Origin of the sequence: Sulfobacillus harzensis, assembly GCF_012933365.1 — a bacterium.
GTDB classification, from domain to species: Bacteria; Bacillota; Sulfobacillia; order Sulfobacillales; family Sulfobacillaceae; genus Sulfobacillus_B; species Sulfobacillus_B harzensis.
In genome coordinates, this window is record NZ_JABBVZ010000020.1 from 42,330 (window position 1) to 49,835 (window position 7,506).

Consider the following 7,506-nt stretch of genomic DNA (forward strand, 5'->3'; position numbering starts at 1 on the left):
GAATAGCCGTGAGAACTCGAACCATCTGGGTTCCTGAGTTAACGACAAGGAGGCCTCTTTGTGAAGGTTGATGTGGTAATCGAGATTCCCCAAGGAAGCCAAAACAAATATGAGGTGGACCACGAGACGGGTCGAGTACGGCTCGACCGGGTTCTTTATTCGCCTATGCACTATCCGGCCGAATATGGCTTTATTGCCGACACCTTGGGCGAAGACGATGATCCCTTGGACGTCTTGGTATTAGCCACATATCCCACCTTTCCCGGTTGCACGGTAAGCGCCCGCATTCTCGGCATGCTGGAAATGTCGGACGAAAAAGGGATCGACACCAAGTTGTTGGGCGTGTTGGCCGACGATCCGCGCTTTAACCACGTTCAAAGCCTGGACGACGTGAATCCGCACGTGCTGAAGGAGATCCCCCACTTCTTCGCAACATATAAGCAACTCGAGAACAAGGAAACCCACATTGGCGGGTGGAAAGGCCTCGACGATGCCTTGCGGGTGCTCGAAGAAGCACGCCAGCGATTTCAGAACGGCCATTAGGGCTGGACATGCACGATAGGGACTATAAGACGGGCTGAGACCATCAAATCCTGGCTCATTTTGTCCAAATCCACCAACACGGCGGCAATATCTAAAAAGCGGGCACCGTCTCCTCCTCCGGGGAGCGTGCCCGCTTCTTGAAGAAGGACCTCTCGCTCGCGTTTAGCAGCCTCCACCATCGCTTCGAGCCTTAGCGCCGCCGACTGGTCTTGCCGGCGGATTAAGTACGCGTAACTCTTTAAAGCTTCCCCCATCAGCGCGAGTACCGAGCCGAGGCGCTCCGCCAAACCTGTCGGCAAGGCGGCCGCCGGTTTGCTCACATCACGATCCAGGGTGACAAACAAGGTCCGGGCAATGCCCCGCACTTGGACCATGGTATGATCCAACACCGTCAAAGCATGACGCAACTCCTTCAGCTTTCCCCGGTCGCCGCGGTGCCAGGGATTCCACCGGAGACTGGTCTCCGCTCGATGAATGGCCTGTCGCGCCTGATGAAGTCCGGATTCGATGGCGCGGGCCTCTTTGAGTCGCCGGTTGGCTTCTTCGGGTTCAAGTCCCCTTACCAAATCGTTTTGGATCCCTTCCATCACTCCGCTGAGGCCCATCGCTAAAATACGAAGCGCTTCGGTGGCATCAGGGGTAAAATCGGGGGGCCAGACCAATGCCGAAACTAAAATAGCAACGGCCGCTCCCAATGCCGTGTCTAATGCCCGGCTCCAGGCGTACCCTTTAACCTGAGACCCAATCGCCAACACCATAAGAGCGCTGATGGCGACTTGCGAGCTCGCCAGAGAGCCCAGCCGAAGACGACGTGCGGCTGCCATGGCGACAAACACCAGTACGGCGATGGACCAGGCATGCAATCCCACCAAATGGGTAAAAAAGAGGGCGAGAAAAATACCGCCGATCACCCCGAGGATGCGCTGCACTCCACGGGAGACCGACTCAGCCACGGTCGCTTGCACACACAAGATGGCAGCCAAGGGTGCAAAGTACGGCCGTGGCGCATGAAAGATCCACACCGACAAGCCCCACGCCAGCCCAGCTGCCAGAGCTGTTTTCGCGGCTTGTAGACTAACCCCCCAATTCTCCAGCTTATCCCATGGTAATTTAGACCATCGCACCATAGGCTTAGCATCGGAATTGGACTCAACCTTTATGCGGAAGGGATTGGCGGCAGCGACTCCGGAAAATGCGTCTGAATGAGCTCCCCTATGCCCAAGAGAAGGGCTTCACGCCCGGGGCCGGCCACCAGTTGAAGCGACGTGGGCAGGTCCCGATAAAGCCCCCACGGAATGGCCAGGGCCGGAAACCCTAATAAATTAAATGGATTGGTGAATCGGGTGACAGTGGCCCGCACATCTTCCCAACGGCCGTCCGGTCTTTGGACCCGAGTTGTATCTAACGCCGGTGCTTGTATGGGCACCGTTGGCAGTATCAAGGCGTCATATGCCCGCAGCCATTCGCGGTATCGCCGCTGGATTACTTGTCGATACCGCATGGCGGCGATATACTCGGCAGCCAGATGACTGCCTCCGGCGACCAATCGTTCGGCCACATCAGGTTGGTAGGCGTCCCGGTTCGTCGCCAGCGTTGACCAATGATACGCCAGCGCTTCCGACCCTAAAATGATGCTCTGAGACAACCATAATTGGTTGACCTCCATCAACTCGCCGCGTTCGATAGAGGCCCCGAATTCGTCGCCGATGGCCCGGATGCCATCCTCGATGTGCTGTTGCAGCCCAGCGTCATAACAGGCGAGATTTGGATCGTCCACCACAAAAAGCTTCAAGGGCCGGTCCGGCAACCGGTCGTCCGACCCATTGGCATCGTGGATGACCTCCCACAAGAGGCGCACATCTGCCGCCGTCCGCGCCAACGGTCCGACGTGGTCTAACGACCACGACAAGGGGACCACTCCCTCGGTGGACACGGCGCCATAGGTGGGCTTAAGTCCCGTAACGCCCGAGAACGCAGCGGGAATCCGAACCGATCCGCCGGTGTCCGTCCCCAAAGCCCCCGCCATGACACCCGACGCCACGGCTACCGCCGACCCGGAACTAGACCCACCCGCCATGCGGGAGGCATCATAGGGATTGCCCACCGGGCCAAAGTAGGAGCTGGCCCCGGTCGGCCCATAGGCAAATTCGTGCAAATTCAGCTTTCCGAGCGCCAAATTGGCACCGCTTTCCCTGAGCCGGGCGGCGACCGGCGCATCCTGCCTGGCACGCACATCCAGTCTCAGTTGTGACCCCGCAGTGGTGATCTCGCCCTTCAGATCGATGAGATCTTTGAGTCCAACCAAAACTCCGTCCAGTATCGACAGAGGAGCCCCGGACTGGTAGCGGGCCTCCGATGCGCGCGCCTCCGCCAGGGCCGCTTCAGGATTCACCGTGATAAAAAGATGGGTCTTGTCTTGCCACGCGGCGATATGATCTAATGCTTCGTTCACCGTCTCAACCGGGCTTTTTGCTCCCGACCGATATAATTGGTGGAGCTCCTTAATGGTCATGGTCAACACCTCCCACACCAATGGCCGGAGGAATCCCGCCCGCTACTCGAAGGCGCCGCATACGGTCCCCTTGGTCCCGTTCCAAGCGGACCGCTAAACTGTCCAGAACTTGGGCGGAGACTGTCGACGCCATCCGGTTCAACACCGATCGATAAGCCTCGGGTAGATCCGGCGGCAGGTCTGAGAGCGGAGCCCAAACCAGTGTCACATGTTCTTCGGATAGCCTCGGTTCCTGCTCTGGGGCCAAATCCTCTACGGAATAGAAAAGAAGGAAAACCGAATGACCGGGAACCGGCGAGGCTTCACATCAAGCCCGGTCTCCTCGGAAAATTCCCGAACCAAAGCGGTTTCCGGCGACTCACCCGGCTCAATATGACCGCCCGGCAACTCCCACTCACCGCGGTCGTTGGAGGCCAGCAGGACACGGCCTCCCCGCACCAAAACTCCCTTAGCCGAAATAGCCCAACGACCGTCCATGATCTTCCTCCTTTTCCCCATCATAACCGAGATTGGGGTCAGGAGTGGCGTCGTTCGCGCCTCTCCCGAAGAATTGACCAGGCGAGTCCTAAAACGAGAAGAGCGAGCAAAAGCACTGGATCGGCCAGGTGGCGAAGCAGCGAGTGGGTCGGCGCGGCCGTCCCCGTAACCGCCAAGGTATCCATCACGATATGGGCCAATATGGGCACCAACATGTCTCCGGTGGCCAAAAGATACAGCGTCCACGGCAAGACCGTCAACCCGATGACAAGCATCGTCCAACCGCCCCAAGCTGGCACATGCCAAAGGCCAAACACAAAAGCCGCTAGTATCGCCACCATCATCCGCTCAAAGGCGGTGCGCGGCCGAACAATCTGCCACACCGCCACCAACCCGCCTAACAGCACAAGATTCTCCACCGGCAGCACTAAAGGAAATTGCCATAGGAGATGCTGCCCTTCTGGCCAGCTAATCTGGTGCATCTTGGCGGCCTGCGGATTAAAGCCCAGTATCTTGTCCCCTACCGCGCCCATGGCCAAGCTTGCAATGACTAGGAGCACCGTTTGCCATATGGTTCCGTCTGTCCAATTCAGCGAGCGCACAATGGCTCGAAGCAGCGGCCAACTCAGCGCCACGAAGAAGATCCCGCCATAGCCGTATCCGACGGCACTGGAATGCGCCGCCTGACCCATGACCAGCACCATGAGTCCGCCCGCTGCTGTCGCCAGAACCATCCGCCAGGTAGGCACCCGTCCGATATAGCGTAAAAAAAGTGGATCCGGCGATGAAATGCCTGGCCACCGGATCCATCGGTTCCATTTCATACCCTCGCCCCCCTTAATGGATAAGCGGGGCTCGGCCTAACTATGCCAAAATCGCTTCAATACGGTCGAGAATCTCTTGTGAGAGGCTGACCTCTACCGCCTTGACGTTCTCCCGAATTTGTTCCGGGCGCGAAGCACCAATCAGGGCACTGGAGATGGCCTTATGGCGAAGGACCCAAGCCAAGGCCAACTGGCTCAAGGTAATCCCGAGGTCACCAGCCACGGCCGCCAACTTATCGACCCGCTCCAGGTTCCTGTCATTCAACATGCGGGCAATGGAACCGCTAACCTTGGCATTGGCAGCCCGCGAGCCCTCCGGTGCTGGTTGGCCTTTCTTGTATTTGCCGGTCAGAAGGCCCTGCGCTAAGGGTGAGAACACGACCAAGCCAATTCCCGCTTGCTCGCAGATGGGCAGTACGCCTGCCTCAATGTAGCGGTTAAGGAGATTGTAGACTGGCTGGCTTGCCCTGAGCGGATTCAACTGTAGCCGCTGTTGCACTAGCAGGGCCTCGGTGATTTGGGCCGGCTGCCACTCGCTGATGCCGCCATAAAGCACCTTGCCCTGCCGCACCAGATCGTCGATGGCGGACAGTGTTTCCTCAATCTCGGTGTTGGGGTCGGCCCGATGGCAATAGAAAATATCCACGTAATCGGTCTTGAGCGCCTTAAGGCTTTTGTCCACTTGGTCCATTAAGTGTTTACGGGAAAGCCCGCCTTGATTGGGCTTGGGTCCCACCGGCCAAAAGGCTTTGGTGGTCAATACATATTCGCTGCGATTATACGGTGCTAAAGCGTCCGATAAAAATTGCTCCGCCGCGTGCGGCTCGCTCCCATACACGTTGGCGCAGTCAAAATGATTGATGCCTTGTTCAAAGGCCTCCCGGATACACGCCTTGGCCGTTTCTTGCTCCGTTACGGTGCCATATGTAAGCCAGCTTCCCAAAGCGATCGCCGAGACCTGAATACCCGAGCGACCTAAGCGACGGTACTCCATTTTTGCTCAACTCCTATTCCTCACGGCCAGTAGCGGCCTGCTCCTCCTAGACTATCACACCTAAAATTGTTCGTGCTCCCGAAGCGGTGAGCTTTCCGCCACCCGTAAGGATGGATGGCGTTCCAACAGGCGCTCCAAGCTTCGCTCGTCTTCTAACAGCAACACGCGCTGCCCCTCGTCGTCGATAACCGTCCGTACCCGGTCAAAGCGGCCGAGTTCAAATTCGGCTGGCCCCTCCACGACCCAGCGAGCCATACGGTAGCCAAGCGGGCGCAAGGTAACCTCGACCCCATATTCTTGCTTGAGTCGATATTCCAGCACCTCAAACTGCAACGGGCCCACCACGCCCAAAAAGACTTGAGGACCGAGATCTTCAGGACGGTAACGCTGCACCAAGCCTTCCTGCACCAATTCATCCAAGCCGCGTTGGTATTGTTTGTGCTTGAGTGTGTATTTTAATTCGACCTCGGCAAAATGTTCAGGTGAAAACCGCGGGAAACCGACAAACCGCAGGTCGGGCTTTTCGCTCAGCGTATCGCCGATGTGTAAAAGCCCGGTATCGTGAATCCCAATAACGTCACCGGGAAAGGCTTCATCAATAATCGCTCGATCCTGTGCCATGAACTGCTGTGGTTGTGCCAGACGGATAGTGCGGCCGCTCTGCACGTGGGCAACGGGCATATTGCGCTCGAATTTCCCGGAGCAGACCCGAACGAACGCCACCCGATCCCGGTGAGCCGGATTCATATTGGCTTGAATCTTGAAAACAAATCCCGAAAAATAGGGCGCTTCCGGTGCTACCCAACCCGCACTGCTCTCCCGGGGCCTAGGAGGCGGAGCCATGGTGAGGAAGCCGTTCAAGAACGTTTCCACACCAAAGTTCGCGATAGCGCTGCCAAAATAGACCGGGGTCAGCACGCCCTCGGTAACGGCGGCCTGAGAAAAGGCTTCGCCGGCTCCCTCCAACAGCTCCAAATCCTCTTGCAATTGCATGCGATCATGAGAATCCAATGGAGCGTCGTTCAAGGACATCCGGTCGAAAGTCCGGTTTTGCCGGTTGAAGGCTTCAAATTCTCGCGATGCGCGATCGAATAGTCCTTGAAATCCCATCCCCATGCCCACCGGCCAATTCATGGCGAAAGTAGAAATACCCAAAATCCGTTCAATTTCTTCTAAAATATCCCATGGGTCGCGCGATTCTCGATCTAACTTATTGACAAACGTAAAAACGGGAACCTGTCGCCGACGCGCCACCTGGTACAACTTGATTGTCTGTTCCTCAACACCCTTGGCCGCATCCAACACCATCACGACCGAATCAGCCGCCAACAGCGTCCGGTAGGTGTCCTCGCTGAAATCCTGGTGCCCCGGAGTATCCAGCAAGTTGATCCGATATCCTTGATAGCGAAATTGAAGCACCGTCGACGTCACGGATATGCCCCGCTGACGTTCAATTTCCATCCAGTCGGAACGGGCATGTTGTTGTGCCCGGCGGGCTTTGACGGCCCCCGCTTCGCGGATCGCCCCGCCGTAAAGCAAAAGTTTTTCGGTCAGTGTCGTCTTGCCCGCGTCGGGATGGGAGATAATCGCAAATGTACGGCCATTGGTGATGGCGTCCTCAGGTGCTGTAGGCATGCTGTCTCCTTCGTGTTTTCTCGGGGAGGATTATACCAGCCTCCCGGTGCCAGGAAAAGCTGTGGTTTACAGCACACCCGTGCTTCCGTATCATTTTTCATCGAGACCGATTATCATTTTCAACGGCGAGGTGGGATTATCGACACACGGCAAGGCTCCCGTTGGACCGTCGTGAGCGGCGGAGCCGGCATCTTCATTGGCACCTATGACACCGCTGCCATCTCGGCCGCTCTTCCGCGCCTTGCCGCCCTCTGGCATCTCTCCTCTGAGGCCGTGGCTGCGTTGGGATCGGCGCCGTTGTTAGGAATGATCGCCGGCAGTTTATTGGCAGGCCTCTATGCGGATCGGTGGGGACGGCGCACGCTATTATTGGCCGACTTCATCGCATTTGGCTTGGCGGCTTTTGCCAGTGGCCTGGCATCCAATTATGACTGGTTCCTAGTGAGATTCTGCTGAAAAAGTCGGTCCGTGTCGATGACCCAGACGGGAACACCATTTGGGCAATGGGGATGGGGGGCCTT

At 57.4% G+C, this 7,506-nt stretch carries 9 protein-coding genes; 2 read left to right on the forward strand and 7 right to left on the reverse strand.

Annotated features, from left to right (window positions below; genetic code table 11):
* Window positions 1-60: 60 nt before the first annotated feature.
* Window positions 61-543, forward strand: coding sequence for an inorganic diphosphatase (locus HIJ39_RS08140; protein WP_169098519.1), 483 nt, complete (start codon window positions 61-63; stop codon window positions 541-543).
* Here HIJ39_RS08140 and HIJ39_RS08145 read toward each other — a convergent pair.
* The 7 genes from HIJ39_RS08145 to HIJ39_RS08175 are packed head-to-tail and all read right to left on the reverse strand — an operon-like array spanning window position 540 to window position 6,985.
* Window positions 540-1,670, reverse strand: a complete 1,131-nt coding sequence (locus HIJ39_RS08145; protein ID WP_169098521.1) for an FUSC family protein — start codon at window positions 1,668-1,670, stop codon at window positions 540-542. The genes HIJ39_RS08140 and HIJ39_RS08145 overlap by 4 nt on opposite strands.
* Before the next feature lie 29 nt (window positions 1,671-1,699).
* Entirely contained in the window at window positions 1,700-3,055 is a 1,356-nt protein-coding gene (locus HIJ39_RS08150; RefSeq protein ID WP_169098523.1) for an amidase, read from the reverse strand.
* A complete protein-coding gene (locus tag HIJ39_RS08155; protein WP_169098525.1) occupies window positions 3,045-3,302 on the reverse strand; it encodes a hypothetical protein in 258 nt (85 codons plus the stop codon). Before HIJ39_RS08155 ends, HIJ39_RS08150 begins: the two co-directional genes overlap by 11 nt.
* A gap of 5 nt (window positions 3,303-3,307) precedes the next feature.
* The gene (locus HIJ39_RS08160) at window positions 3,308-3,532 is read right to left on the reverse strand and encodes an NUDIX domain-containing protein (protein ID WP_243239441.1); all 225 of its coding nucleotides are present in this window, start codon (window positions 3,530-3,532) and stop codon (window positions 3,308-3,310) included.
* A gap of 38 nt (window positions 3,533-3,570) precedes the next feature.
* Entirely contained in the window at window positions 3,571-4,356 is a 786-nt protein-coding gene (locus tag HIJ39_RS08165) for a CPBP family glutamic-type intramembrane protease (RefSeq protein WP_169098529.1), read from the reverse strand.
* A 40-nt stretch (window positions 4,357-4,396) separates the two neighbouring features.
* Entirely contained in the window at window positions 4,397-5,350 is a 954-nt protein-coding gene (locus tag HIJ39_RS08170; RefSeq protein ID WP_169098531.1) for an aldo/keto reductase family protein, read from the reverse strand.
* A 60-nt stretch (window positions 5,351-5,410) separates the two neighbouring features.
* A complete protein-coding gene (locus tag HIJ39_RS08175) occupies window positions 5,411-6,985 on the reverse strand; it encodes a peptide chain release factor 3 (RefSeq protein ID WP_169098533.1) in 1,575 nt (524 codons plus the stop codon).
* A gap of 171 nt (window positions 6,986-7,156) precedes the next feature.
* Between HIJ39_RS08175 and HIJ39_RS08180 the strand changes: the two genes are divergently transcribed.
* Window positions 7,157-7,441, forward strand: a complete 285-nt coding sequence (locus HIJ39_RS08180; protein ID WP_169098535.1) for an MFS transporter — start codon at window positions 7,157-7,159, stop codon at window positions 7,439-7,441.
* The last annotated feature ends 65 nt before the right edge of the window (window positions 7,442-7,506 follow it).